The organism is Rickettsia slovaca 13-B, assembly GCF_000237845.1.
GTDB lineage: Bacteria > Pseudomonadota > Alphaproteobacteria > Rickettsiales > Rickettsiaceae > Rickettsia > Rickettsia rickettsii.
In genome coordinates this window covers 206,840-231,204 of the sequence record NC_016639.1, presented here as the reverse complement: position 1 = coordinate 231,204, position 24,365 = coordinate 206,840, and the positions used below count along the sequence as shown (strand labels likewise).

Here is a 24,365-nt window from a genome sequence, read left to right as displayed (position 1 = left end):
AGGCTTTTTATAATTACGATAATTATATTTTAGATACTAAAGATGAGAGCTTAAAATTACAAAAAATAAATATGCCATCAGATGCAATACCTGAAGGTTCTTTTAAAGAATATGTATTTTGGCTACTGCGTTCCGATTGGCAATTTAAAGATAGTAATATAGAGCAGGTTCACTTGTTGCCATACACTACGCTGATCTTCTAAAAGAAGATAGCGATAAAGCTAGCTTAAAAATATTATTTACCCCAACAGAGAGGGAAGTATTGTATTTTGTAGGAATGACTAAAGATACGGTATTTTTAACTAGCTATGAGAATGTTATTTTCAAAAGTAGTAACATTTACATTAGAAAATCATGAATGGACAAAACCGGTAACTTTACTGTCTTATGAAAATACAATTTTTGGTATGTTGTCTGATGATGAGGAAGAAGATGCATTAATTACTATAGAAAATTCTATAGTTCCTCCCACTATCTATTTATGGGATAAAACTCATGAATTAAAAGTTATTAGAAAGCCTTTATATCCGTTTGATAGCAAAAATTATGTTGTAGATCAAAAGGAAGCTACAAGCTCGGATGGAGTTAAAATACCATATTTTATTGTCTATAAAAAAGGTACAAAGATTGTAAGAATCCAACATTACTTGAAGCATACAGCGGTTTTCAAGTAATCAACTCTCCATATTTCTCTCACATGGAAAATGAAGTATGGGTTAAACATGGCGGGGTTAGTGTTCTTGCTAATATTAGAGGTGGCGGAGAGTTTGGTCCTGAGTGGCATAAGGCGACTCAAGGAATAAAACGTCAAACCGGCTTGAATGATTTTATTGCAGTAGCAGAGGATTTAATAAAGCAAAATATTACTAGTCCTGAGTATTTAGGAATTAAAGGAGGAAGTAACGGCGGATTGCTAGTAAGTGTTGCAATGACACAGCGTCCTGATTTATTTGGAGCTATAGCATGTGAAGTGCCGATACTTGATACGATATAAAGAATTCGGAGCAGGACATTCATGGGGTACAGAATATGGTGATCCAAAGTAGAAGATTTAGTACATATCAAAAAATATGCACCGCTAGAGAATTTATCTTTAACGCAAAAATACCAAGCTGTGTTAATTACAGATTCAGTATTAGAGCAGCGTGTACACCCATGACATGGAAGAATTTTTGAGTATGTGCTTGAGAAAAACCCAAATACTAAAACTTACTTTCTAGGAAGTGTAGATAGTGGGCATGGTAGTGGGAGTGATTTAAAAGATAGTGCCAATTATTTGATCAATATTTATACATTTTTTGCAAATGCTTTGAAATTAAAAATTAATTAAATTTAATACTAGGTCAATATGTGTTACTTATTATACTACTGGATAGTTTAAAAAAACCGTCGATGTCATTCCTGCGAAGACACATGGGTGTCAACTTAAGGAAAAGGTCACCCCGTGGCTTGACCACAGGATCCATATAATTTTAGTATTTTTAACTGGATCCCGCAATCAAGTCGGCATTGTTGCATGGATCGGAAAACCTACTCGATGTCATTCCCGCGTAGGCGGGCATCCAGAAAAATAACTTCAATATTGCTACAGAAGTTACATACTTGATAAAATAACCATACAAACACTTGTTTTTATATGCTTGACTGGATTTCCGCTTCGCAGGAATGACATAATGTAGATATAATATAAATTCAAGAAAACAATTTTCCAATTCCGCTACGTAATAGATTTTTAGGATTCATTTTACTGGCTTTTTTCATTATCTCGCTTATTTGTTTATATTGCTTTAGCAAAATATTTACCTTTTGTACCGTAGTTCCTGCTCCAACAGCTATACGTTTCCTACGAGAAGCATTAATTATATCGGGATTTTTACGTTCTTTTGGCGTCATAGATAAAATAATTGCTTCTTGATGTTCAATTATTTTACTATTTAATTTTGATTGATCTATTTGATCCATAATTTTACCGCTACCCGGTAACATACTAAGTATACTTCCAAAACCTCCCATTTTTTTTATACTTCTCATTTGCTGAAGATAATCATTTAAATCAAACTTACCCTTTTTTAATTTAGCTGCCGTTTTTTCGGCTTCTTCTCTATCAACAATACTAGCTGCTTTTTCAACAAAAGAGATAATATCACCCATATCCAGTATTCGAGAAGCTAAACGTTCAGCATCGAATTCTTCTAAATCAATTAGGTTTTCACCGCTACTTAAAAATTTAATCGGCTTTTTAGTAATATATTTTACACTGAGTGCTGCACCACCCTTGGAATCGCCGTCAATTCTAGATAAAATTAATCCTGAAATTGCTAACTTTTCATTAAAACTACTTGCCGTAACTACTGCATCCTGCCCTGTCATACTGTCGATTACTAACAAAGTTTCTGTAGGCTCCACTATCTTTTTTATTGCAAGCGCTTCCTCCATCATCGCTTTATCAATTTGTGTACGACCTGCCGTATCATAAATTACGACATCATAAGCAGAAATTTTAGCCTCGGCAATAGCTCTTTTAACAATATCGAGGGGTTTCTCACCTTGCACAATAGGTAATGAATTAATCTGTACTGAGTTTGCAAGTATAGCGAGTTGCTCTTGTGCGGCCGGTCTGTAAGTATCCAAAGAAACAAGTAAAACTTTCTTATTTTGATTTCTAAGCCGTAAAGCAAGCTTACTACTCGCCGTAGTTTTACCACTCCCTTGCAGCCCTACCATTAGGAAATTTACGGGCGGCTTTGAATTTAAATTTAGCTTTGTCTCACTTTTACTTGAAGCTAAGAGATTGATCATCTCTTCATGGATAATTTTAATTATCATCTGTCCAGGTGAAACAGACTTAATAACCTCCTGCCCTAAAGCTTTCTGTTTAACTTCCGCTATAAAATCTTTTATCACCGGTAATGCAACATCTGACTCTAAAAGAGCCACTCTTATATCCCGCATAGCAGCATCTATTTGGGCTTCCGTCAAAATGCCTGAGCTAACTAACTTATCAAAAATCTTCGTTAAATTTTGTGTTAAAGTTTTAAACATGCAAATAATTTAATTTATAAAGTTCCTAAAACCTAATATATACTACGAGTAAATGAACAATAGTCAAAATAAAACATAAATTAAATTTATATTCTAGAGGGAAGCCGCTTTCTATCTTGAATATCTATTAACTATTTAAAAAAAAAAAAGAGTATCTCAATATATTTTGTTGTTTTATGGATAACATAGAAAGGAACGTAGTGATATCGTGTTAATTACTAGAAAACTCATTCACCACTAATATATAACTTGTTTTTAAGTCCAAATCATAATCAATGGTATTATATATTAACTTTTTTATGTCGGTAAATTTTTGCAGTAAATATGAAGGGTGTCTATTTGATAGTTTATTAAAAATCTTATTTTCCAAATCTAGAAGTTCAATATTAACGTTGGCAGATTTTTTAAGGATTCTATTCATTAATAATAATAAATTATCAATAAAATCTAGCCATAATTCTCGGTCTTTAGTAGTAAAGCGATGAATAAAATCTAACGTTTTGTTATCTGCTATCGACTGAATAAACTCGGAATATAATTCGTTTTTAGTATGATGGATAGATGATCTAACATTAATTTTAAAACATCTTGATCTAATTGTAGAAATAATACTTGCAGCTCTTGAAGTAATTAAAAAAATGTAACTATTCTTTGGTGCATCTTCAAGAATTTTTAAGCATGAATTCGCTGCATTCAAATTCATAAGCTCTGCCGAATAAATTATTGCAACTTTATAACCTGAAATTGCAGAAGTTTTACTTAAGAAGTCTTGTAATTTTCTTATTTGTTCAATAGAAATATTTTTAGCATTAGATGTAGCTGAAGTTTCCCTAGCGATGAAATGATAATCAGGATTGTTGTCAAGAGGAATGCTATTCTTAAAAAGCTTAATATATATAAACTCTTCTAAATCTTTTAAAGCTTGCTCTATATTTTCGGCTTCGATAAGCCAACTATTGTATAGCTTATTATGTTTTAAGTTAAACTCTAGGCGTTCAATTATCAATGGTTGTAATATCATTATGAATTGTACTTAAGAAGTATTCTATATCATTCCGGCTTTTGCAGAGCATTATTGCATGAGCTGGTTTTTCTAGTGTCACCCCGCAAACGTGTAACGGGGTTCGGAAATTATTAGTACTGTAAATACGTTACTTCTTTTAATTACAAGCTTCTTTCATTTTTCTTCCGGCTCTAAAAGTAGGTTGATTGTAAGCATCTATTTTCATTTTTGCTCCGGTTTTTGGGTTACGACCCTCACGTGCTTTTCTATGATGTATTTCAAATGAACCGAAACCTGTTATATTAATATTATGGTGGCTCTTTATAGCACTAATCACACTATCAAGAACTAAATTAAGTGCTTTCTCGGCTTCAGCTTTTGTTAATGTTTTATGTGAAGCATGTTTATGATTATGACCATGGTCGGTCATAAATGCTATAAATTCGGTTTTATTCATTTTTTTTGGTTCTTTTGTGTTATGTGTACTCATAATAAAATCAATTCTCCTTTGATAGGTTAATATGTATTGATGTTTTTTTATAAAACAATATATACAACTGGCAATAATATACATCAATATATTTTTTATGTGAGTTAATTATAACAAACTACCCACATACTGCAAATGCCAGTTATTTACAAAATTTAAAATATATACGTTATTATATTAATTTATAGAAAAATGTAGCCATTTTACATCAGTTATACTGTTAAAACTATCTTAATCAAGTAATTAAAGTGAAAATTTATCGTTAAAACCCTAATTTATTGTCAGTAGTAAATTACAAAAACTAATTTTCTACTCTATAAAAAATTATAAGTTTTTTAATAAAAAACAATATATACTTAATTTACATAAAAAGTGGAAACCGTCTTTCACCTTTTATATAGAATATTTCTAACCGAATAGCAGATTATGTAATAATTCACTATGCACATTAATTTAGAATAAAATTTTTAATCCAATGTTATTGTCTAAAATTTGTATTAAACGCCCTGTCTTTGCTACAGTTTTGAATTTGGTTATCGTAGCTCTTGGAGCAATTTTTTTTACCAAACTACAAATTAGAGGTACTCCGGATATTTCAGTTCCTATTATAAATGTCGAAGCTCATTATGCAGGTGCCGATGCCTTATATATGGAGCAAGAAATAACGACACGTATAGAAAAAGCTTTAAAGACGGTTAAAAATTTAGATTATATAACTTCTCAAAGTTCTACCGGCGAAAGTAGTATTACTTTATCGTTTCTATTATCTACCGATATTGAAGTAGCACTAAACGATGTCCGCGCCAAAATATCGGATATCACTTATATGTTCCCGCAAGATATGAAAGCCCCGTCAGTTACAAAACTTGATGCCGATAGTTTCCCAAGCCTCTTCATAAGCATTGAAAGTGATCAATATAGCGATTTAGAATTAACAAAGATCGTCGAAGATAATCTACAAACACCGTTAGATAAACTTGAAAGCGTAGGACAGTCACAAATTTACGGCGGTCGGGAATATATAATGAGAATAGAACCCGATTCTAAAAAATTATATCAACATAAAATTTCTTTATTGGAGATTGAATCCGCAATAAAAGAGCAAAACAAAGATTATCCCGCAGGTACGATTAAAACAAAAAGCAATAATTTTATAGTAACTCTTGCAGGTTCTTTATCTACACCGGAAGAATTCGGTAATATTATTCTAAAAGTACAAAACGGAGTTATCATAAAATTACGAGATATAGCAAAAATATCTTTAACTTCTCCCGATGAGGACATAATTTTTAGATATAACGGCAAAAGCTCTATTGCCCTTGGTCTTATAAAAGAATCAAAAGCTAACGTCATAGATTTATCACATGAAGTAACTAAAGCACTAGAAAGAATTAAAGAATCCATGCCCAAAGGAATAAGCATGGGTATCGCATATGATGCAGCAACACCTGTAAAAGCATCAATTTATGCAGTATTTCAAACAATTTTTGAAGCTTTAATATTAGTAGTTTTAGTCACTTATTTATTTCTTGCTTCTGCTAAAATTACCTTAATTCCGTTTGTAACGATTCCGGTATCGTTGATCGGTACTTTTAGCGTAATGTATGCTTTTGGATTTTCTATTAATATATTTACGCTCCTTGCTATGATACTTGCTATAGGTTTAGTGGTCGATGATGCGATAGTTATGCTTGAAAACATTTTTAGATATAATGAAATGGGGCATAAACCCATGGAAGCGGCTATGCTTGCTTCTAAAGAAATCGGCTTTGCAATCATTGCTATGACTATTACGCTTGCTGCCGTATTTTTACCCGTGGGTTTTATAGAGGGTTTTATCGGGAAATTATTTATTGAATTTGCTTGGACTTTAGCATTTTGTGTTTTGTTCTCAGGATTTGTTGCTTTAACTTTAACTCCTATGATGTCAAGTCGTATGGTTACAAAACATAATACGGACTTACCGAAATTCTTAGTAAAGTTTAACGACATTCTACAATTTATTCAAAATAAATATATTTACTATCTAAAGCTAACTTTTGACAATCAAAAGAAATTTGTCATCATTATTGCATCATCATTTATAGTGCTGATTATTAGTTTTAAATTTACTCAAAAAATTTTCGTACCCCAAGAAGATGATGGATTCTTACAAGTTTCTCTTAAAGGTCCTGAAGGTTCTAATTTAGAATCTTCTACTAAAGTAGTGAAAGAAGCCGAAAAAATCCTTGCTAATTATAAAGATATATTAGGTTATCTGATGGTAATAGGTGCAGGCGGTAGCGATAACGTTTTTGGATTCATTCCTCTAAAAAATTGGGGTGAGCGTTCTTGTTCCCAAGAAACTATTAAGAATATGTTAAATAAGCAGTTTTCTGAAATACCGGGCATGTCGATTTACGCTATGGATCCACGTTCAATGGTTAGCGGGAATGCAAGTAGCCCTATCGAGTTTACTATTCAAACGAACCTTGAATATGATGATCTAGATAAAATATCACAACAATTTATTGATATAATGAAAACAAATCCTATTTTCTTAAACGTCAATAGAAATTTACAATCGGCAATGCCGACTATAAGTATAGAAGTCAACCGTGATAAGGCTTATTTATACGGAATGGATTTGGCAAATATAGGCAAAACGGTACAATATTTACTTGCAGGTCAACAAATCGGGCATTTTAGAATGAGTAATGATTTATATGACGTTATATTACAATTTAATCAAAAAGATCGAAAAGATATTAGCGATTTTAGTAAAATTTTAATCAGAGCAAAAAATAATAATATGTTACCGCTTGAATCGATAGCCAATATTACGGAAAAAATATCAGTAAAATCATATAGTCATTATAATAATTCAAAATCCGTTACTATTTCTTCCGATCTTGCTCCTAACAGGAAAATTGATGATGCAATTAATGAAATCAATAAAATAGCCGCTAAGTTACTTGATCCTAGTAATACTATAATTGAATATATCGGAGAAATTAAACAAATGAGAGAGGCAGACAGTAATATGCTTATAACATTTGTGTTTGCTCTTATATTTATCTATTTAGTGCTTGCAGCTCAATTTGAAAGCTTTACTGACCCTTTATTAATATTACTCGCCGTACCTTTCTCAATAACCGGTGGTGTACTTGCTCTCTGGCTTGCCGGTAATAGCCTTAATATGTATAGTAATATCGGACTTATTACTTTAATTGGATTAATTACTAAGAATTCTATTATGATAGTAGAATTTGCTAATCAGCTAAGAGCAAAAGGAGTAAAGGTTCAAGAAGCTATAATAGAATCCTCAAAACTTCGCTTGCGTCCAATTCTTATGACTACTCTTGCTACCGTAGTCGGAGCTTTACCTCTAGTTTTTGCAGACGGGGCCAGTGCTGCTGCTCGTAATTCTATAGGCTTTGTAATAGTTGGAGGATTAAGCATCGGTACTATATTTACAATTTTTGTTATACCTGTAATATATCACACTTTTAAGAAGGATTAATAAATTATAGAATTATAAAATTTAGTAGACATATAGCTCAAAATGAGGAATGATTATTTTACGTTAGTTTTGTTGCATGGCTCGGAAAACGCATGTAGTGTCATCCCGAGGCCTCGCCACGGGATCCAAAAATGTAACTCATAATACTAGTGTAATTTTAGTATTTTAACTGGACCCCGCTATCAAGTTGTGGGATGACAGAGGTATGAGCCACACAACAAGGTCTTTTACGTTTAACTAAAAGGAGATTAAATATGTTAATAAATACTTCTAATAATCCACTTATTACTACTGTACATTTATTATCTTCTATAGGTGCTATAAATTGGGGCTTAGTCGGATTATTTAATTTTAATTTAGTCACACTTTTATTTGGCTCATTTCCAATTATTGTTACAATACTTTATATAATTATAGGCTTTTGTGGTGTATATTCTTTCCTTTGTTTAGGTAAGCTATTTTGTAAACCCGGAATAGAAAAGGCGAAGTAACTCTACCTTTTCGTCATTGCGAGCAGCCGTAGGCTGCGTGGCAATCTCATGAAATCATAACAAACTCCTGAGATTGCTTCGTCAATTGCTATGCAATTTCCTCGCAATGACTACCTAACAACCTCACTTGTGCTATAGCAGTTATTGCTGCTGTTTCAGCACGTAATATATTACTTCCTAAACTTATAGATTTTGTATTCTTATATGAGGCAAGAAGTTCCAGCTCATCATTAGTAAAGCCTCCCTCCGGTCCTACAATAATAGTTATATCACTATTACTAAGTGATGATGAAATTCGTAATATAGAATTTTCTTCTTTTTCATGTTCATTAGCATATAACATCAAATTATTATTCTTTTTTAGGTAATCTTGTATTGTGATAGCTTTTTCAATTATCGGGGGAGTAAGACGTTCTGATTGCTCTGTTGCCTCAATAACACATTTCGTTAAACGTTCGATATTTACCGATCTAAATTGACACCACCTAGTAATTAACGGAATAATTTTAGTTATACCGAGTTGCGTAGCCATATTTATTGCAAACATTAATTTATCTTGCTTTATTATAGCAACAGCAAGAGTTAACGTAGATTCTGTATAAGGCTTTTTTAACTGTTCTTTAAGTCTAACCGATAGGTTATTTTTACCTATATCGTTAATTTGTGCTAGAAATTCTCCATCCGTACCGTTAAAGAGACGTAAGCCATCATTTACTTTAAGACGTAGCACCGTTTTGACATAATGAACATGATGATCACTTGCTAATTCTATCTTGCTATTTTCAGCTAAACGACTATTAATATAAATACGGTTATATTTCATATATTTAGTACTATGGACGATAAAAAAGATAATAGACATCTTTCCAAACCAGCTTATAGAGAGGAATGTACAGGAGACACGGAACGCAGCACTACAGCGTATATGGACATACGTGAGGATGTGAGTACCGGATCGACGTCTAAATTACCTCTAGAAGCGAAGTTTGTAAAGATATCTAATAATATATCAGAAAAAGAAAATTTACCAAAAGAAAAAGAAATTGGCGGTGTTAAAGGTCTAGAACCGACAAGATACGGGGACTGGCAGCATAAAGGTAAAGTCACAGATTTCTAATGCCTTGCCTTCAACACACTAAAATTTTACCCTATAAACCGCAAGAATTGTTTGATTTGGTCTGGGATGTAAAATCTTATCATAAATTCTTGCCTTGGTGTTCTGCTTCTAGAATTATTTCAGAAAATAATCAAGAGGTTATTGCTGAATTAGTAATTCAGTTAAAAGGCTTTTCAGAAAAATATAACTCACGAGTTACAAGCGAAATAACAGATGATGGAATATATTTGATTAATACGGTAGCTATTTCAGGACCTTTTGAATATTTAAAAAGTACTTGGCAATTTGTTCCATGCACGGCAGGAACTGCATTAAAATTCTTTATTGATTTTAAAATGAAATCCGTAATACTGGATAAATTAATCGGCACTTATTTTACCAAAGCAACCGAAAAAATGATTATAGCTTTCGAAAGGAGAGCTAAAGAGGTTATTAAATAAAAAAGAGTAAGGTTATAGATCTATAACCTTACTCTTTAGAAAGTTTTGTATTTAGTTACTAGGCAATATCAGATATATATCCTTCATCTCCCTCATCTCCTAAGATTTGAGTTTGATCACCATTAAAATTATTATAATCAAGGCTATAAAACTGCTCTTCTTGTTCTTCACTAGTACTGGAAGTATGATAATTAAATAATTCTTCATAAGCTTCATTTATTTCAGCATATTTCTGTATTTCTTTTGAAAGTTCTACTACTTTATTTTGCATAGCTTTTTCTGTACCATGCCATAACTTACTTGTCAAATTTGGCTTGTATTCTGCTAATTGGTTATTTTTGTAACTTTCTCTCTTTGCAACAGTTCCTAAACTTAAAGCTTTTTCAATATCGTCACTTGAATAGCCATTTTGTATTAGCTGCTGAATAATACAAGCATGTAAAGGAAGAATACTAGTATCTAGAACTAATTTATTTGTATATTGTCCTTTCACGCCAGGTATTGCCTGATATAACGCACGATCTGTTGATTCTACTATTTCATAGCCACCATTATGTTTGTAACCAACGCCGTCTCCCGTTAAACTTAAGGTTGGTACGCGAGTTATTGCATTAGATATTATCTTAGCGTTTGTTCCTTCAATATATTTACCGGTAAATTTATCTATACCGTTTTTATCTATAGCAGTACCGTATACAAAACTTCCTAACCCCGAAGTAGCCAAATACTCTTCAACTTTAGTTGCTTCATGAGCTTGAGTAAAAAGCTTTATTTGTTCATTACTCTCCATAATGCCTTTTACCCCATAACTAGTACCAAAAACACCCCCTGTTATTAAAGGTATTTTGCTTAACCAACTACTAAATGAAAACAAACTACTTACTCCTACAAAAAAGCTTCCTGATGCTAATTTTGTATAAAAACTATAATCTGCTTTTGCTTTTTCTATTAAAGATAAGTAAGTAATCGGTTTATTACTTCCGAATAAGTTTTGTATTAATAATTTCAACATAGTCTATCTCCTAATTTAAATCACCATATTTCATGATTGTAAATGCACTATATAACAAAAGTAATCAAATATCAATCCTTTATTTACTAATAGATTAATATTTGACTTGACATTTTTTAGAAAAAACCATATTTTATGGTAAAATTGATCAAAAAGAGGTAGATATTCCTACGTACAAAAATTCTAAACATATTAGCACTAAAAAGCTTGCTTATATAGGTTTAGACCTCGCATATAAAACAGATGATTTAAATATTTATAAGCTAAAAGCATCAAAGGTCAATGAACAATTAACAGATAGCGGCTGGGAAATACTGACTGCTTCATGTGATAATATCAACACTGCTAAATATGCTTATAAAGCCGTCGCATTTATAAATAAAGAAACTAAAGAAGTTCATATTGCTAGTGCCGGCACAAAATTCAATATATATGATTTATTAGACGACTTGCTTATCGCGCTGCACTACTTACCTACTAAACTAACTCCAATTCAGGATTTTGTTAATGAAATAATTAACAAATTAGGCGGCTTAAGTAAAGCCACAGAATATAGTTTTAATACTAGCGGTCATTCACTTGGAGCAATAATTGCAGATTTAACCTTAGTAGAAATACATTCTCGCAACCTACATTTTAATAAATCTACAACTTTTGACAGCCCTGGCTCAAAACCGATAATTGAAAGAGGCATAGAAAAAAATTTATTTACCGGAAAAGTAACAACTCCAATAAAAGAGCTAGCTACCCATTCTAAGATATATAATGCAAAACATAATCTTATTAATATTACTAATAAGCATTTTGGACAAACAACAATGGTACTTCCTGGTAAAAAAACAACACTATCACAATCAGAAGAATGGGCATCATATTTATATAATTTTGCCAAACAAAAAGTTACAAAATATCTAGGAATTAATGGAATAGTCGAAGGCTTTGAAGAAATCATAGCCGGAATCAGTAAACATGGACTTGTTAATTTTTCTGATTTGAAACAGAATATTACTTTAACCATAGATGATTGGGAAGCAGCAACACCAAAATATGCTAAAAATACTCTAAATTTAAAAAATAATTTATATAATCAAATAGTTGAAACTGAAACCGGAGCTAATTTAGTTGGGATGTATAATAATTTTCAAAGCTGCAATCAAGAATATGCTCAGGAAGTCCAAACAACAGGAGATATAAGTAATTATCATCTATATCCTCTAATATGTTAAATAAAAAAATAAATTTATAGGCAGAAATCACCTTTCGCCTTTCATATTCATTATTTCTTATTTAGAGCAACTAAATAGATTTCCGTAGATTCACTGCGGCTGGATGAAGGTTTAAAATGTTTCACTGTTTTAAATTCACGCTTTACTTTATGTAATAATTCATTTTCTGCACCGCCACGAAAAATTTTAGCAATAAAATGACCGGAGGGTTTTAGTACTTTTAAAGCAAATTCAAAAGCTTGCTCACATAAAAGTAAGGTTCTTATATGGTCTGTAGCTTTATGACCTATGGTATTTGATGCCATATCACTCATTACTATATCAGCTCTACCGTCTAAAGCCTGAATAATTAATTCTTCCGTATCTGCTTCAAAAAAGTCCTTTTGAACAAATTCAACTCCAGCAACATGTTCAATTTCTAACACATCGATAGAGATTATTTTATTATTTAGGTTATTATCCGAAGCTTTAATCAGCTTGGAAGCTACTTGACTCCATCCCCCAGGAGCTGCTCCTAGATCAACAATTTTCATGTTAGGAGTAAAAAGTTTAAATTTTTCATGAATTTCAAGTAGTTTATATGCAGCTCTCGACCTAAAGCCGTCTATACGTGCTTTTGCAACATACGGATCGTTTAATTGGCGTCTAAGCCAATTACTAGAAGAGACGGTGCGTTTTTTAGAAGTCTTAACTCTAACGAATTTATTTCTATAACCGCTTAAATTATTTGTCATAAAATCTTTTATACTTATAAATAAATGAAGAATAAGTAGACGAAGTTTAATCTGGAAAAGAGCAAGGAATCCACAAGACGAGGCACGAAAGCCGTTAATAATACTTGAGTACCACAGTACTTATAGCCAATTTTTCAAATTAAACGAGTATGCTCTTTTGCTATTTTATCTAATACAGAATTAACAAAACCAATTTCATGCTCATTTAACATATCATTTGCTATGTCCGTATATTCGTTGATTACTACTTTAGCAGGCGTAGTAGGACAAAACAATAGCTCACATATACTAACACGCAATAAAGCTCGGAGTAAGATCGGCATATGTGCAGGATCTTTATCATTTGTTAAATGATTGTCGATAATTTCGTCTAGTTTATGAATATTTTCAAATACTGACTTTACCAGCATTTTAAAATGACTTATACTTAATGATATTTTTAAATTCTCAGGTAAATCTGTTATAGAATTATTATTTTGATAAAAAGAAAGTACATTTTGCATGATATCATCCATATCGTCGTTATTTTGCAATATGTTTTGATAAATAGCTTGCACTGCTGCAATACGTGCAATCGACTTTTTATTAATTTTATTTGAACTCATAGAGAAAAGAAATTTAAAATTTAATTTTCGTCAATGCGTAAGGTGATATAGCGTGATGTCATTCCCGTGAAAGCGGGAATGACATCGGAAACCAAGGAGCAACGTCCACTCACAACGACGAAATGATATCTATAACCTTACAATGTATACCTTAAAATAATTTATTAGTAAACTTATAAAATTTTTATGCTCTCTATAATAGGATTTATTATAACAATTAGTATCTTGGTATTTATCCATGAATTTGGGCATTATTGTATTGCTAGATATTTTAATGTAAAAGTCGAGGAGTTCTCGATAGGTTTCGGTAAAGCACTAATAGGCATTACCGATAAAAAAGGAGTTAGGTGGAAGATTTGCCTTATACCGCTTGGCGGTTATGTCAAGATTTACGGCTATGATCGCAGCCTTATGGATAAGACTAAAGAAGTTAACGAAAAAGTAGCTTTTGATGCTAAATCTTGTTTAGAACGTTTTTTAATCGTTGCAGCAGGTCCGTTAATTAATTATTTACTTGCCATAATAATATTTGCAGGTTTTTATTGTTACTTTGGAAAAACAGAGATTCCTCCTATAATAGGTAATGTAGTAGCTTCATCACCGGCAGAGAGAGCAGACTTAAGAGCAGGAGATAAAATTGTTAAGGTTAACGATAAATCTGTTAAAGATTTCGGGGACGTGCAAAGAGAGATATTAATTAACGGTTTTAGCTCTTCTACTTTAACTATAGAAAGAAAAAGTGAGGAATTTCTCGTTAATATAATGCCTCAAGAAATAATTATATCACCTCCCGAAGAAAAGCAAGTTAAGAAAACTCTTCGCATCGGTATTATAGCTAAAAATGAACCTATTCATACTAAAATAGGAATTTTAGGAGGATTATGGGAAGCTATTAATACTACTATAGATATGTCTGCTTTAACTCTAAACGCAATATCGCAAATGATTGTAGGAAAACGTTCATTCGATGAGATAGGAGGGCCGATAGCTATTGCTAAAGAGTCAGGCAAATCTATAGCTGGTGGAACCCAAATGTATCTGTTATTTATAGCAATGCTTTCCGTTAATTTAGGGTTACTTAACTTACTACCTATACCGGTGCTTGACGGCGGACATTTAGTATTTATATTATATGAAGCAATTACAGGTAAATTACCGCATCCTAAGACTAAAAATATTTTGTTACAATTAGGAGCAATAATCATAATTTTTCTTATTATAATTGCTGTTTCCAACGATATACAAAATTTGTTTTCCTAAATTATAGATTTGCTTGCTCTCGTTTATATTATCTACTATAGTGGAGTACATTAATTATGTTTGAATGCATTAGTTAGGAGAACTTTGTATTATTCTTAGCTAAAAGCGGAAATCCAGTTCTTTGTCATACCGCGACTTGAACGCGGTATCTAATTTATTATTTTTACCGTGGTCAAGCCACGGGATGACATTGGGTTTAAACACAGAAATTTAAATTAAATCTTAAAGAAGGTTTTAGGTGACAATCAGATCAATTAGTAAGTTAACAATTTTATTATTAACGATTTTTTATTATCATATTTCATTAGCTGACTCTGTAATTCGTAAAATAACTATCGAAGGTAATCATAGGGTTGAGCGTTCTACTATTGAGAGCTATTTAAAGCTTAAGGTAGGAGAAACCTATAATAATTCTAAAGAAGATGAGGTAATAAAACGTTTATATGCCACCTCACTTTTTAGAAATATAAATATGCATATAACAAATGATGGTAATTTAATAGTTAACGTTACTGAAACGCCTTTTATAAGTAGTGTAGTATTTAGCGGTAATTCTAAAATCAAAACTAATATGCTCGCTAAAGAAATTTACACAATGTCGGGTGAATCTCTTAGCCAAGCTAAAATTGAATTAGATGTAAAGAAAATATTAGAAATTTATAAACGTAGCGGACGTTTTGCTACTACGGTAACACCTAAAATCGAAAATTTAGAAAACAACAGAGTTAAGGTTATTTTTGATATAGCAGAAGGACCAAAAACCGGTATTAACTATATTTATTTTAGCGGTAATGAAAATTATAGTGATTCAGAACTTAAATCTATTGTTTTAACTAAAGAATCTCGTTGGTTTCGTTTTTTAGAAAGTAACGATACTTACGATCCTGATAGAATGGAGTATGATAAAGAATTACTGAGAGAGTTTTATCAATCTGTAGGTTTTGCAGATTTTAGAGTAATTTCGGCATCGGCAGAACTCAATAATACTAAAGAATATTTCACCCTTACCTATTCCATTGAAGAGGGAGAAAAATATAGCTTCGGTAATATTACAATAGACAATAAATTAACTAATATAGATATAACACCGCTTAATAAAATTGTTAATATTAAGCAAGGCAAGGTTTTCAATATGAAAAAGGTTGATGATATAGCTGAAAAAATCGGAGAATATTTTACAGCGAACGGTTACCCTGCGGTAAATGTTTATCCGGATATAATGAAAAATGCTAATCATACTGCAGATATTAAATTTATTATTGAAAAAGCCGATAAGGTTTATATTAATAAAATTAATATTATTAATAACCTTAAAACCGAAGACCCTGTTATAAGAAGAGAATTTAAAATAGAAGAAGGTGATATAATTAATCGTTCATATATTGAAAAAGGTGAGCGTAATCTTAGAAATTTAGATTATTTTGAGAAAGTAGCAATTAGCTTAGCTCCGACTAAAGCTAAAGATAAATATGATGTTAACGTTGAAGTTGATGAAAAATCTACTTCCTCTATAGGTTTTGATTTAGGATATAATACTGCCGGCGGTTTATTCGGACGTTTCTCTTTCTTAGAGCGTAATTTAGTCGGTACCGGGAAACTGCTTAATGCCGGTGTGCAAGTAAGTAAAAACACTACAAGCTATTACGGTGGTATTACCGCACCGCACTTTTTAGATCGTGATTTATCACTTGGCGTAAACACATTTAGAAATTATACCGGACGCGGTGCTAGTGTATTAAATACAACTGATCAAAGCTATAAGTTACACTCTATAGGAGTCAAAACTTCTCTTGGTTATGAAATTAAAGAGGATTTAGGTCACGAAATAGATTATTTAATCAAACGTGATATTTTAAGTGCTCCAACTCCATCAAGCTCAATATTCTTAAAGGAGCAAATGGGAAGATTCATTACTTCTGCTATAGGACATACTATTACTTATGATCAAACCGATAATAAAATTGTTCCAAAGAACGGTTATTTAGTAAGCGGCACACAAGAATTTGCCGGCGTTGGAGGTGATAACAAATATATAAAGCATGAAGTTGACGGTAAATATTATAAATCTTTCATACATAACAAGCTTACTTTAAAATTATCTGCTTCCGGAGGCGATATTGCAGGCCTTGGAGGAAAAATTATTAGAATTTCCGATCGCTTTAATTTAGGTGATTATAGTTTAAGAGGCTTTGCAAGCGGTGGTGTAGGACCTCGTGAAAAGGTCACTAACGAAGGACTTGGTGGTGAGCGATATTACACATTCTCAACAGAGCTTAATTTCCCAACACCTATACCTGAGGAATTTAATTTAACCGGTACAGTCTTTATGGATTTAGGAAGCGTTTGGGGAGTAGGCCTAAATAAGAAACAATATCAAACTCCAAACGGTTTTTATAACGATAAATCTCTTAGAGCTTCCATTGGTTTCGGCTTTATTTGGGTAACACGTTTTGCACCAATCAGAATGGATTGGGGTTTCCCGGTTAAGAAGAAGAAATATGACGATACGCAGCATTTCCATTTAAGATTTTCGACGCATTTATAAAGATGTCTCATTGTCACCCCGTGGCTTGACCACGGGGTCCAATTAAGGATGCTAGTCTTTTAGCATTTTAAAATTTTTTATTGGATTGCCACGCTCCTTGTCAGTCGTCGCTCGCAATGACGAAACATGTCTCGTAGGAATCCGTATCTCAGCATAATATAATCATATTTCAGCCGATGTAGCTCAGCTGGTAGAGCGGCGCATTCGTAATGCGTAGGTCTGGGGTTCAAATCCCCACATTGGCACCATCTTCTAAATAAAACTATAGCCCTATTTGTGATAGGCGTGGTAGAACCTGATATACTAATAATGTGTAGAAAAACGCATTCGTGTCATACCGTGGCTTGACCACGATATCCAAAAAAATAACTTAAAATACTAATCATTTATTATCACTCTCAATTCAAGTGGTCAAAAAGTCCAGCATCTAAAGAACCTAAAGCGGTTTTAAAAAATGCTTATAAAATAAGTAATGATACTGAAAAACTTATTGCTGTTGATATAAAAAATGACCAGTTTGTAATATTTGATAATACAAGTGGTAATGTAGCTCATGTAAGGACATATCAAGAAATAGAGAGAGATGCTGTTTTAAAAAATAACCTAATCACAACAAAAATATGCAAATAAGGTAATAAAAACTTTAATGAAACCTCGAAGCGGTATAAATTATTAGAATAACAAAATGAAATAAACAATGACAGATAAATTATGGTATGCAAAAATAAATGAAGAAGATGCATATATCAGAAAAACACTTCAAGAATATATAGATTTATATTTCTTTGATTCTGTAGAATTTAAAGCAGTAGAAGATATAACCTTAGAAAATTTAGGTGAATTTTTAGAAGTAATGTTAAAACATTATCAACAATATCATTTTCATTTAGGCGAATTATATGATACTGGAGAAATATTAGAAGAATATTTCGATTATGTTTTTATGGATGATGAAAAATATATACATTATCCTAAATATTCTAAAGAGGATAGACGTAATTTAGGTTGGTTATTGATAGTAACTTATATACAAATGTGTAATCCAAGACTATTTCCAGAAGATGTCCCGCATTTAAGAGAATTTTTACACGCTAAAGATGGAGAAGTGACAAAGGCTCAAGAAAAGCTAAAAATACCTACCTTGCCCAATTTGATTTAATGAAAAGACAAGATGAAGATTACAGATGCTGGGAAGCAATCACGAAAGAACGTCAGCAAGCTATAGCAGAAAATAAACCTTTACCAATAAGACCTATGAGTATTGAACTATCAAAATGCTTGAAAGATTGAAGTGGGAAACTTTTTTAAGACCATCATAGAGCTAGCGAAAGCATCGGGAGTACAGCTGGCAAAGATGATAGCGATAGAGAAAGTAACGGAACTTGCAGTAAATGCTGTAAATAACAACGCACTATCTGGTTTAGGGCAGAAGATAGAGAATAAAATAGCGGGGAGCGTTACTCCAACTTTAAATTCTAATAACGGGATATTGCTAAGTGCTTACAGTCGTTTAGAGCAGGACGGTAACAAGAGAATATGACGCCATTCGTGATTCCCTGAGCCAATAAATATAGGCCAGATTGCAGCAACTGCGGTAATGCACTTTATTAACCGCAAGGTCACCTGAGTATTTTAAACTGGATCTCGCTACAAATGAGCTAGGATGACAGGGTGGAATTAATCCATGCAACAACACCAATGCTACACGGAAATGACAATAAGGTCTTTTTAAGCATGGGGTAAAACAAAACTACCTTTTTTATGTAATTCCATTATATTGTGTAAAGAATTATAAGTTGTTGCTAAAAAATAATATATACTTAGCTTTATATAAAAAGTGCAAGCCAATTGTCACCTTTTATATTCAACTTCTTAAGCCGAATAGCAGATTATGTAATAATTCGCTATTTGTGTTAATTAACTATTATCTTTTTTCTTGGAGGAATATAGATTGTTTCATCTTCAGCATGCGAAATCTTTTCTAAAAGTCCGATAAAACGGTCGTTATTAGGTACTAGCTTTACTATCGCCCACCCCTCTTCTATTGATTTCTTTATGCGTTCTATATCAGATTTATGCTCTGAAAAAGATATAACTTTTTGTGCTGGGTTTTGCATATTGATAAATCAATTATAGTTAATTAACATTATAGTAAATATTTTTATTAAATCAATCACATATTTATTATTTGCTAAATATAAATAAAATGATTACCATATATTATGTCTTGTCTACTTATATCCTAATAAATAGTTTAATTAAAAATTAAAAGTTGTACGATGATTTTTTATTTTAAACATATATGTCACTTATTAACTTTATTTAATTTAAACTGTATAATTTAATTATGTCAAATGATAATTTACAACCGCCTGCTCTTTCTAAAAAGCAATTATTTGCTTTTTTTGGTATGGTTGTCGGCATGTTTATGTCGGTACTTGATATTCAAATTGTCGCTAGCTCATTATCCGTAATAGCTGCCGGTCTTGCCGCTTCAAGCGATGAACTTTCTTGGGTTCAAACATCGTACTTAATAGCTGAAGTTATCATTATTCCTATTACCGGCTTTTTAGCAAGGTTACTTACTACTAGAATTTCTTATTTTATTGCAGCTTTAGGGTTTACGGTTATGAGCGTATTATGTTCGCTTGCAACTAATATTGAATCCATGATTATCTTTAGAGCATTACAAGGCTTTTTTGGCGGTGCTATGATACCGACGGTCTTTAGTACCGTTTTTATACTTTTTCCTGCATCGCAACGTCCTATCGTTACTATCTTAATTGGACTTGTCGTAACTGTTGCCCCTACTTTAGGACCTACACTCGGTGGATATATTACGGAGATTTTATCATGGCATTTTATGTTTTTATTAAACGTCATACCCGGTATTTTCGTATGCACGGTAGTTTTTTTATATGGGGATTTTGATAAACCAAATTATAAATTACTGAAAAATTTTGATTTTCTCGGTATATTATTAATGGCTTTAACGCTTGGCTTATTACAGTATGTGTTAGAAGAAGGAAACAAAAAAGGTTGGCTTGAGGATAATTTAATATTATTCTTAAGTATTACAGTAGTTTTAGGTTTTATTTTATTAATCATTAGAGAACTAACCTTTATTAATCCAATTTTAGACTTAAAAACATTTCTTTATAAAGACTTTACTTTTGGTTGCCTTTATTCGTTCGTTATGGGTATCGGATTATACGGGGCAGTATATATATTACCGCTATTTCTCTTTACTATTGCCGGATATGATACATTACAAATCGGGGCTACTATGATGGTGACGGGCGGAGCACAATTTTTATCTGCACCACTCGCCGGTAGAATGTTAGGGTTAGGGGTAGATTTACGCCTGATGCTTATTATAGGGCTTGGAGGGTTTGCTCTTGGATGTCATTTGAATAGTTTTCTAACGCCTGATTCTCAATTTGCTGCATTTGTGCTTCCTCAATTTGTTAGAGGGCTTTCATTAATGTTTTGTTTTATACCGACTAATAATATAGCTCTTGGCAATATGCCGAAAGAAAGAGTAGGTAACGCTAGCGGGCTTTATAATCTTACTCGTAATTTAGGAGGAGCGGTAGGGCTTGCAATAATCAGTACTATACTTACTAATGATACTAAAACCTTTATGCAATATTTATCGGAAAATATCTCGTCTACTTCTATAATGGCATTAGAACAACTAGATTCTTATACTGAATTATTAAGCGGAAAAGTTTTAAATCCCGAAAAAGCATCATATTTGTTATTAGCAAACAAATTAAATCATGATGCTTTTGTAATTGCAATAAATAATATATTTAATATGATAGGGCTGTTATTTGTATTTATAATGCTACTAATACCTTTTACTTCAAATATCAAATTAACCGAAAATGTTAATGCTCACTAAAATTAAATTTATATTATATTTTCCTTGGTTATTATTAGAAATATGGAAATCGGCTTTCGCGGTTATTAAAATAATTTGGCAAAGAAAGATAGGAATAGAGCCAGTTTTTGAATGGGTTGACGCAGAAGGACTAGAAGAAATAGGCGAAATAATTTATGGTAATTCGATTACTCTAACTCCAGGTACAGTAACACTTGATATAAATAATAATATGTTATTAGTGCATGCACTCAATAAATCATCGATTACCGACCTACAAAGAGGTATAATGATTAAAAAAATTAAGCAGATATTAAAAACAACTTGAAGCAGAAAATGATATCAGATATAAACGCTCTAAAGTATAAAAAAGTTTTACTTAAAGTGTCAGGGGAAGCTTTAATGGGAGATAAGCAATTTGGGCATGAATATGACGTAATAAAAAAGATTGCCATCGATATTAAAGAAGTTAGCGATTTAGGAGTAGAAGTCGCTATTGTAGTCGGCGGTGGAAATATTTACCGCGGGATTAATGCAGCACTTGTCGGTATGGACCGAGCTTCAGCGGATTATATAGGTATGCTTGCAACGGTGATTAATGCTTTAACTTTACAAAACGTTATGGAAAGCCTCAATATCTATACAAGAGTTCTATCGGCTATTCCTATGATGAGCGTGTGCGAACCTTATATTCGCCGCAAAGCTAAAAGACATATGGAAAAAAAGCGTGTAGTAATTTTTGCCGGCGGTACGGGTAACCCGTTTTGTACAACCGATAGTGCCGCAGTACTTCGCGCAATCGAAATGAATTGCGATATTTTATTAAAAGCAACTCAGGTTGACGGTGTATATGATTCCGACCCTAAAAAAAATCCGGATGCTAAAAAATATTTCACTATTAGCTATAAAGATGTTATAACTAATAACCTGCAAGTCATGGATACGGCAGCTATTGCAGTTGCAAGAGAAAATAAATTACCTATAAGGGTATTTTCGATAAAAGAACAGGGAAATTTTGCTAGAGTAATACAAGATAAAGGGGAATATACGACAATTGAGGAATAATATATTGTAGTGTGAATTGTTGTATGATTTTTATGTCATTTCCGCATAGGTGTTGTTGCGTAGAGACTAAATCGTCATTGCGAGCAGCCGTAGGCTGCGTGGCAATCTAGAAAAAATAATAAAAAATTCTGTAGATCAGAATTTTTTACTAGATTGCTTCGTCAAAACTTATAGTTTTTCCTTGCAATGACGGAAAAACCAATCTACGCGGGAATTACATCGGGGGCATTTCCTAATACATATAACAATGTCTCAATTCGTGTACTAATAATATATGGATAAATAAAGATGGATAAAGAGCATTTAAAGAAAAACTTACAAGAAAAGATGGAGAAAGCTCTAAAAGTTTTAGATCATGAGCTAAAAGGGCTACGTACCGGTAGAGCTTCAGTGAATTTACTTGATAGCGTAACCGTGGAAGCTTACGGGAGTAAAATGCCGCTTTCACAAGTTGCTTCTCTATCCACCCCTGATGCACGAACAATTAACGTGCAGGTTTGGGATAAATCTATGGTATCATCGGTAGAGAAAGGAATTACGATAGCAAATCTTGGCTTAACTCCTGCAACGGACGGTCAATTAATCAGACTGCCGATACCGGCTTTAACTGAAGAAAGACGTACAGAACTGGTAAAACTTGCTCATAAATACGGTGAAGATACTAAAATTTCATTACGTAATATTAGAAGAGACGGCAATGAAGCACTTAAAAAGCTAGAAAAGGATAACGTTATCGCAAAAGATGAGCATCATAGCTTATCTGAACAAGTACAAAAGCTAACCGATGATTATAGTAGTAAAGTTGACTCGGTAATAAAACAAAAAGAACAAGAAATAATGACTGTTTGATTTTCTATGTCATTCCTGCTTTAGATTTGTTGCGTGGATACTAAATCATCATTGCGAGGAGGCCATTGTTGCGTGGACCGGTAAAATCCAATGTGTCACCCCGTGGCTTGACCACAGGGTCTATAAAAACAATAAAAAATACTAATAATTTTATTTTTAACTGGATCCCGCAATCAAGTCGCGGAATGACAGCAGTGGAATTGATCCACGCAACAATACCTTGCGAGGAGAAAAGCGACGTGGCAATCCAGAAAAATCGATCCATGCAACAATGCTACGCGAGAATGACATACATTGAATCTATACTGACAAAATAAAATGACAAAATTAGTTAGAGATTTAATTCCAGAAATTATCTTAAAATCAGGCAGGATACCAGTTACTCATATTGCTGAATCATATGAGTATAAAGAATTATTAAAAAATAAACTACTAGAAGAAGTAGAGGAAATTTTACAAGATGAGTATATGGAAAAGTTGCCGATATATTAGAAATACTTGAAACAATCTGTAATATTAATGGCTATAAACTAAAAGATATATTAAAAATTAAAAAACAAAAAAAGAAAGTTAATAGTGGTTTTGATAATAAGATAATTTTAGAAAAAATAACTAATTAGCTTTTTTGCCTTAATAAAATAAATGAGTCATGCAATAAAATCGGCTATAGAACCTTGTATCACAGGCTGTATCCAGGATCTAGCTCACAAGTCGCAGGACGACAGAAATACCGTTACAAACAGGCAAGCCTTCACAGGAATAACATCAGACTATACCACTCAAAATAATAAAACTATGATAACAAAAGAAGAAGCACAGAAAATAGCAAAATTAGCTAGATTAAAATTTGAAGAAGATACTGTAGAAAAATTTTTTACTCAGCTTAGTACTATTATGGATATGATCGATATTTTAAATGAAATAGATTGCAAAGATATAGAGCCTTTAACTTCGGTTTGTAATATGAATGCTAGAATGCGAGAGGACGCCGTTACAAGTTCTGATTTATCAAGTGAGTTATTTGATAATGTAAGTGGAAATAGTGCTCAGCTGGCTAAAGAAGTAAAATATTTTATCACTCCAAAGGTTGTTGAATAA

At 32.4% G+C, this 24,365-nt stretch carries 25 protein-coding genes, 1 tRNA gene and 1 pseudogene; 19 read left to right on the top strand and 8 right to left on the bottom strand.

Annotated features, from left to right (window positions below):
- Positions 1–71 precede the first annotated feature (71 nt).
- From RSL_RS10810 to RSL_RS10800, 3 genes are all read left to right on the top strand, one after another.
- Positions 72–203 carry a hypothetical protein gene (locus RSL_RS10810; protein WP_014419709.1) on the top strand — a complete coding sequence of 44 codons (132 nt, stop codon included), beginning with the start codon at positions 72–74 and terminating at the stop codon, positions 201–203.
- A 111-nt stretch (positions 204–314) separates the two neighbouring features.
- Positions 315–674, top strand: coding sequence for a S9 family peptidase (locus tag RSL_RS10805; protein ID WP_324602838.1), 360 nt, complete (start codon positions 315–317; stop codon positions 672–674).
- A 23-nt stretch (positions 675–697) separates the two neighbouring features.
- Positions 698–994 carry a prolyl oligopeptidase family serine peptidase gene (locus RSL_RS10800; protein ID WP_014419708.1) on the top strand — a complete coding sequence of 99 codons (297 nt, stop codon included), beginning with the start codon at positions 698–700 and terminating at the stop codon, positions 992–994.
- A gap of 698 nt (positions 995–1,692) precedes the next feature.
- Here RSL_RS10800 and ffh read toward each other — a convergent pair.
- From ffh to RSL_RS01130, 3 genes are all read right to left on the bottom strand, one after another.
- A complete protein-coding gene (gene ffh, locus RSL_RS01140) occupies positions 1,693–3,042 on the bottom strand; it encodes a signal recognition particle protein (protein WP_004996573.1) in 1,350 nt (449 codons plus the stop codon).
- 211 nt (positions 3,043–3,253) lie between these two features.
- Positions 3,254–4,063 carry a DNA polymerase III delta subunit-related protein gene (locus RSL_RS01135; RefSeq protein ID WP_010976879.1) on the bottom strand — a complete coding sequence of 270 codons (810 nt, stop codon included), beginning with the start codon at positions 4,061–4,063 and terminating at the stop codon, positions 3,254–3,256.
- Between the two features lie 139 nt (positions 4,064–4,202).
- On the bottom strand, positions 4,203–4,535 hold the full coding sequence (locus RSL_RS01130) for an HU family DNA-binding protein (RefSeq protein ID WP_004996579.1): 333 nt from the start codon (positions 4,533–4,535) through the stop codon (positions 4,203–4,205).
- Between the two features lie 475 nt (positions 4,536–5,010).
- Here RSL_RS01130 and RSL_RS01125 point away from each other — a divergent pair, with 475 nt between their 5' ends.
- A complete protein-coding gene (locus RSL_RS01125; RefSeq protein ID WP_014419706.1) occupies positions 5,011–8,037 on the top strand; it encodes an efflux RND transporter permease subunit in 3,027 nt (1,008 codons plus the stop codon).
- A 254-nt stretch (positions 8,038–8,291) separates the two neighbouring features.
- Positions 8,292–8,528 carry a DUF378 domain-containing protein gene (locus RSL_RS01120; protein ID WP_012150427.1) on the top strand — a complete coding sequence of 79 codons (237 nt, stop codon included), beginning with the start codon at positions 8,292–8,294 and terminating at the stop codon, positions 8,526–8,528.
- 88 nt (positions 8,529–8,616) lie between these two features.
- On the opposite strand, the gene RSL_RS01115 is transcribed toward RSL_RS01120, so the two are convergent.
- Positions 8,617–9,351 carry a 16S rRNA (uracil(1498)-N(3))-methyltransferase gene (locus RSL_RS01115; RefSeq protein ID WP_014273215.1) on the bottom strand — a complete coding sequence of 245 codons (735 nt, stop codon included), beginning with the start codon at positions 9,349–9,351 and terminating at the stop codon, positions 8,617–8,619.
- A 12-nt stretch (positions 9,352–9,363) separates the two neighbouring features.
- Here RSL_RS01115 and RSL_RS01110 point away from each other — a divergent pair, with 12 nt between their 5' ends.
- Positions 9,364–9,645, top strand: coding sequence for a DUF1674 domain-containing protein (locus RSL_RS01110; protein ID WP_004996593.1), 282 nt, complete (start codon positions 9,364–9,366; stop codon positions 9,643–9,645).
- Positions 9,645–10,085, top strand: a complete 441-nt coding sequence (locus RSL_RS01105; protein ID WP_014419705.1) for a type II toxin-antitoxin system RatA family toxin — start codon at positions 9,645–9,647, stop codon at positions 10,083–10,085. Before RSL_RS01110 ends, RSL_RS01105 begins: the two co-directional genes overlap by 1 nt.
- Before the next feature lie 58 nt (positions 10,086–10,143).
- Here RSL_RS01105 and RSL_RS01100 read toward each other — a convergent pair whose 3' ends face one another.
- Positions 10,144–11,097 (bottom strand): effector protein SrfB, encoded by a 954-nt coding sequence (locus RSL_RS01100; RefSeq protein WP_014273213.1) that lies wholly within the window; start codon positions 11,095–11,097, stop codon positions 10,144–10,146.
- A gap of 164 nt (positions 11,098–11,261) precedes the next feature.
- On the opposite strand from RSL_RS01100, the gene RSL_RS01095 reads away from it, so the two are divergent.
- A complete protein-coding gene (locus tag RSL_RS01095; RefSeq protein ID WP_041472071.1) occupies positions 11,262–12,323 on the top strand; it encodes a secreted effector lipase Rlip in 1,062 nt (353 codons plus the stop codon).
- Between the two features lie 50 nt (positions 12,324–12,373).
- Here the strand turns inward: RSL_RS01095 and RSL_RS01090 are convergent, their stop codons facing one another.
- Together RSL_RS01090 and nusB are read right to left on the bottom strand one after the other, a co-directional pair.
- On the bottom strand, positions 12,374–13,057 hold the full coding sequence (locus tag RSL_RS01090) for an RlmE family RNA methyltransferase (RefSeq protein WP_004996598.1): 684 nt from the start codon (positions 13,055–13,057) through the stop codon (positions 12,374–12,376).
- 134 nt (positions 13,058–13,191) lie between these two features.
- Positions 13,192–13,662: a transcription antitermination factor NusB gene (nusB, locus tag RSL_RS01085; RefSeq protein WP_012736449.1), complete on the bottom strand. Its 471-nt coding sequence runs from the start codon at positions 13,660–13,662 to the stop codon at positions 13,192–13,194.
- 186 nt (positions 13,663–13,848) lie between these two features.
- Between nusB and rseP the strand changes: the two genes are divergently transcribed.
- The 5 genes and pseudogenes from rseP (at position 13,849) to RSL_RS01060 (ending at position 19,007) form a co-directional block, all read left to right on the top strand.
- On the top strand, positions 13,849–14,922 hold the full coding sequence (gene rseP / locus RSL_RS01080) for an RIP metalloprotease RseP (protein ID WP_014273212.1): 1,074 nt from the start codon (positions 13,849–13,851) through the stop codon (positions 14,920–14,922).
- Between the two features lie 238 nt (positions 14,923–15,160).
- Positions 15,161–17,467 carry an outer membrane protein assembly factor BamA gene (gene bamA / locus RSL_RS01075; RefSeq protein ID WP_014273211.1) on the top strand — a complete coding sequence of 769 codons (2,307 nt, stop codon included), beginning with the start codon at positions 15,161–15,163 and terminating at the stop codon, positions 17,465–17,467.
- Positions 17,468–17,639: 172 nt separating this feature from the next.
- Positions 17,640–17,715: transfer RNA gene (locus RSL_RS01070), tRNA-Thr, on the top strand.
- A gap of 449 nt (positions 17,716–18,164) precedes the next feature.
- A pseudogene (locus RSL_RS01065) lies at positions 18,165–18,757 on the top strand (hypothetical protein).
- A 64-nt stretch (positions 18,758–18,821) separates the two neighbouring features.
- On the top strand, positions 18,822–19,007 hold the full coding sequence (locus tag RSL_RS01060; RefSeq protein ID WP_014273210.1) for a hypothetical protein: 186 nt from the start codon (positions 18,822–18,824) through the stop codon (positions 19,005–19,007).
- Positions 19,008–19,380: 373 nt separating this feature from the next.
- On the opposite strand, the gene RSL_RS01055 is transcribed toward RSL_RS01060, so the two are convergent.
- Positions 19,381–19,584 (bottom strand): DUF2674 domain-containing protein, encoded by a 204-nt coding sequence (locus tag RSL_RS01055; RefSeq protein ID WP_004996604.1) that lies wholly within the window; start codon positions 19,582–19,584, stop codon positions 19,381–19,383.
- A gap of 230 nt (positions 19,585–19,814) precedes the next feature.
- Between RSL_RS01055 and RSL_RS01050 the strand changes: the two genes are divergently transcribed.
- The 6 genes from RSL_RS01050 (at position 19,815) to gatC (ending at position 24,365) form a co-directional block, all read left to right on the top strand.
- Positions 19,815–21,374, top strand: coding sequence for a DHA2 family efflux MFS transporter permease subunit (locus tag RSL_RS01050; RefSeq protein ID WP_014273208.1), 1,560 nt, complete (start codon positions 19,815–19,817; stop codon positions 21,372–21,374).
- Positions 21,358–21,681 (top strand): monovalent cation/H+ antiporter subunit E, encoded by a 324-nt coding sequence (locus RSL_RS01045; RefSeq protein WP_004996606.1) that lies wholly within the window; start codon positions 21,358–21,360, stop codon positions 21,679–21,681. The genes RSL_RS01050 and RSL_RS01045 overlap by 17 nt, the downstream gene beginning before the upstream one ends.
- An 8-nt stretch (positions 21,682–21,689) precedes the next feature.
- Positions 21,690–22,418, top strand: coding sequence for a UMP kinase (pyrH, locus tag RSL_RS01040; RefSeq protein WP_014419703.1), 729 nt, complete (start codon positions 21,690–21,692; stop codon positions 22,416–22,418).
- Positions 22,419–22,706: 288 nt separating this feature from the next.
- Entirely contained in the window at positions 22,707–23,267 is a 561-nt protein-coding gene (frr, locus tag RSL_RS01035; RefSeq protein ID WP_012736453.1) for a ribosome recycling factor, read from the top strand.
- 318 nt (positions 23,268–23,585) lie between these two features.
- A complete protein-coding gene (locus tag RSL_RS09225; RefSeq protein WP_010976865.1) occupies positions 23,586–23,759 on the top strand; it encodes a nucleoside triphosphate pyrophosphohydrolase family protein in 174 nt (57 codons plus the stop codon).
- A gap of 303 nt (positions 23,760–24,062) precedes the next feature.
- Positions 24,063–24,365, top strand: a complete 303-nt coding sequence (gatC, locus tag RSL_RS01025) for an Asp-tRNA(Asn)/Glu-tRNA(Gln) amidotransferase subunit GatC (protein ID WP_014410388.1) — start codon at positions 24,063–24,065, stop codon at positions 24,363–24,365.

Bases quoted from the DNA above. Each gene is read 5' to 3' on its own strand.
- RSL_RS10810 (WP_014419709.1), top strand. From the start codon at position 72: ATGCCATCAGATGCAATACCTGAAGGTTCTTTTAAAGAATATGTATTT.
- RSL_RS10805 (WP_324602838.1), top strand. From the start codon at position 315: ATGTTATTTTCAAAAGTAGTAACATTTACATTAGAAAATCATGAATGG.
- RSL_RS10800 (WP_014419708.1), top strand. From the start codon at position 698: ATGGAAAATGAAGTATGGGTTAAACATGGCGGGGTTAGTGTTCTTGCT.
- ffh (WP_004996573.1), bottom strand. From the start codon at position 3,042: ATGTTTAAAACTTTAACACAAAATTTAACGAAGATTTTTGATAAGTTA.
- RSL_RS01135 (WP_010976879.1), bottom strand. From the start codon at position 4,063: ATGATATTACAACCATTGATAATTGAACGCCTAGAGTTTAACTTAAAA.
- RSL_RS01130 (WP_004996579.1), bottom strand. From the start codon at position 4,535: ATGAGTACACATAACACAAAAGAACCAAAAAAAATGAATAAAACCGAA.
- RSL_RS01125 (WP_014419706.1), top strand. From the start codon at position 5,011: ATGTTATTGTCTAAAATTTGTATTAAACGCCCTGTCTTTGCTACAGTT.
- RSL_RS01120 (WP_012150427.1), top strand. From the start codon at position 8,292: ATGTTAATAAATACTTCTAATAATCCACTTATTACTACTGTACATTTA.
- RSL_RS01115 (WP_014273215.1), bottom strand. From the start codon at position 9,351: ATGAAATATAACCGTATTTATATTAATAGTCGTTTAGCTGAAAATAGC.
- RSL_RS01110 (WP_004996593.1), top strand. From the start codon at position 9,364: ATGGACGATAAAAAAGATAATAGACATCTTTCCAAACCAGCTTATAGA.
- RSL_RS01105 (WP_014419705.1), top strand. From the start codon at position 9,645: ATGCCTTGCCTTCAACACACTAAAATTTTACCCTATAAACCGCAAGAA.
- RSL_RS01100 (WP_014273213.1), bottom strand. From the start codon at position 11,097: ATGTTGAAATTATTAATACAAAACTTATTCGGAAGTAATAAACCGATT.
- RSL_RS01090 (WP_004996598.1), bottom strand. From the start codon at position 13,057: ATGACAAATAATTTAAGCGGTTATAGAAATAAATTCGTTAGAGTTAAG.
- nusB (WP_012736449.1), bottom strand. From the start codon at position 13,662: ATGAGTTCAAATAAAATTAATAAAAAGTCGATTGCACGTATTGCAGCA.
- rseP (WP_014273212.1), top strand. From the start codon at position 13,849: ATGCTCTCTATAATAGGATTTATTATAACAATTAGTATCTTGGTATTT.
- RSL_RS01060 (WP_014273210.1), top strand. From the start codon at position 18,822: ATGATAGCGATAGAGAAAGTAACGGAACTTGCAGTAAATGCTGTAAAT.
- RSL_RS01055 (WP_004996604.1), bottom strand. From the start codon at position 19,584: ATGCAAAACCCAGCACAAAAAGTTATATCTTTTTCAGAGCATAAATCT.
- RSL_RS01050 (WP_014273208.1), top strand. From the start codon at position 19,815: ATGTCAAATGATAATTTACAACCGCCTGCTCTTTCTAAAAAGCAATTA.
- RSL_RS01045 (WP_004996606.1), top strand. From the start codon at position 21,358: ATGTTAATGCTCACTAAAATTAAATTTATATTATATTTTCCTTGGTTA.
- pyrH (WP_014419703.1), top strand. From the start codon at position 21,690: ATGATATCAGATATAAACGCTCTAAAGTATAAAAAAGTTTTACTTAAA.
- frr (WP_012736453.1), top strand. From the start codon at position 22,707: ATGGATAAAGAGCATTTAAAGAAAAACTTACAAGAAAAGATGGAGAAA.
- RSL_RS09225 (WP_010976865.1), top strand. From the start codon at position 23,586: ATGACAAAATTAGTTAGAGATTTAATTCCAGAAATTATCTTAAAATCA.
- gatC (WP_014410388.1), top strand. From the start codon at position 24,063: ATGATAACAAAAGAAGAAGCACAGAAAATAGCAAAATTAGCTAGATTA.